This window comes from Bacillus sp. C30 (assembly GCF_040838255.1).
Taxonomy (GTDB): domain Bacteria; phylum Bacillota; class Bacilli; order Bacillales; family Bacillaceae_G; genus Bacillus_A; species Bacillus_A mycoides.
In genome coordinates this window covers 1-1,540 of record NZ_JBFPJH010000549.1, presented here as the reverse complement: position 1 = coordinate 1,540, position 1,540 = coordinate 1, and the positions used below count along the sequence as shown (strand labels likewise).

Annotated in this window: 2 protein-coding genes; both read right to left on the bottom strand. The window is 35.1% G+C overall.

From position 1 onward, the window contains the following. Positions 1–161: 161 nt before the first annotated feature. Positions 162–626 (bottom strand): protease inhibitor I42 family protein, encoded by a 465-nt coding sequence (locus AB3X49_RS22740; RefSeq protein ID WP_367964904.1) that lies wholly within the window; start codon positions 624–626, stop codon positions 162–164. A 40-nt stretch (positions 627–666) separates the two neighbouring features. Then, a complete protein-coding gene (locus tag AB3X49_RS22735; protein ID WP_367964902.1) occupies positions 667–1,224 on the bottom strand; it encodes a hypothetical protein in 558 nt (185 codons plus the stop codon). Between the last annotated feature and the right edge of the window lie 316 nt (positions 1,225–1,540).

The following is a 1,540-nucleotide window of genomic DNA, read 5'->3' as shown; positions in this document are numbered from 1 at the left end:
TTGAACTGTTTTCCTTTAAAATATCTCATGTATCATGCTCCTCGAATCATTTTCCTTACATTTTAACTTCGCTTAGAAAACTTTGCAACAGAACCTTATGTAGTCATTGAAAAATAAACCATACTTTTTTAGCATGGTTTATTTTAGAAGTCCCTATCACTTTAAACTGATGATTCAGGTGTCTCTACATGTACCCATACATAGAACGTGTCGATAATAGAAGAATCTCCTTCCCATGAGCGCCATTTTTTCAATTGCAGCTTAGTGACACCAGGTTCGATAGCTTTAAACTGGAAAGTGTGAATTCCAGGTTTCCCTACTGCTCCATCTCCCATATTACTGGATTGAAAATGTTCACCTACTAAAGGAATTTTGTGATTTATATTTGTTGTTGTCCAGCGATATCCGGTCGTTGGATTTTCAGCAAGGGAAAGCGAGAGGAACTGTCCTGTAGATATGTGAATATGTTCCCCGTAGTTTTCTTGTGTAATGATAATAGGACGTTTCAATTCCTTTTTGTACGGTAAACTTGTTTCTGCTTTCACTGTATTGGGAATAGTACCTCCAAATCCTAATGCCAAAGTAATTCCTAGTACTCCACAAATCACCTTTTTATATGTACACATAATATATCTCCTGTCTATTTTTGTTTGATACGAAATAAATTTATGCTCCTAATTTCGGTAAATAAAATTGAAGATTAGATCCAGTATTGTTGCTTTGTATCCATCCTTTATAAGCCCATGCCCAAGGTTTCAGTTCTTCCTGGTTGTACATATTGAAATTTCCATTTTCAAATACATATACATCGTAATTTGTTCCATTATAATTTAACTTTGCATGGAATTTTACACCTTGAAAATGGTGCTGAAATTTAGAGTCTGATGTAAACACCATTACATTGTAACGGTTCTTGGCAAAACCAAATGCCTGATCTGTCATTTCTCTTGTTATATTTTGAAATGTAGTATTTTGTAATAAGTCATTCATTTTTTCAGCTATCCCTAACGTGTCTACGGATACTGTTAGATTCCATTTCATCATCGTTGATTGTGTTTGACCGAATTCTGATGAATGGGAGCTCCACTCATTTGTGAGAGGTTGCATGTAACTCTGCTCGTCTTTTATGGATGCTGCACTTGCATGGAGTGGTATCATTCCTAAGCTACTCCCTCCAATCGCACCAGCTACTAAAAGACTCGTTATGTTTTTGAATAATTTCATGAAAAACATCCCCCTTATTTTTGGTAATGAAAGAACAAGTTTAGTATATAAGAAAAAAGTGGCGATTTATATAATGAGTAGGTTGAGAAATATGGTTCTGGTGTGAAAAATGAAGATGCTTGCAAGTAATCTCTAAATCTTGGACATACTGATACTATTACTCTAAAAAAGGTGGCATGATCAGTATGGAAAACCAAAATGTATTCAAATGGAAACTGACCTGGTCAAGAAAAACTGGAACATGAAATAGATTACGCAATAGATTTTGAATATTGATACGGAGTCATTCCATTTAGTGATGAGTGCGGACGAAGTG

Bases quoted from the DNA above. Each gene is read 5' to 3' on its own strand.
- AB3X49_RS22740 (WP_367964904.1), bottom strand. From the start codon at position 626: ATGTGTACATATAAAAAGGTGATTTGTGGAGTACTAGGAATTACTTTG.
- AB3X49_RS22735 (WP_367964902.1), bottom strand. From the start codon at position 1,224: ATGAAATTATTCAAAAACATAACGAGTCTTTTAGTAGCTGGTGCGATT.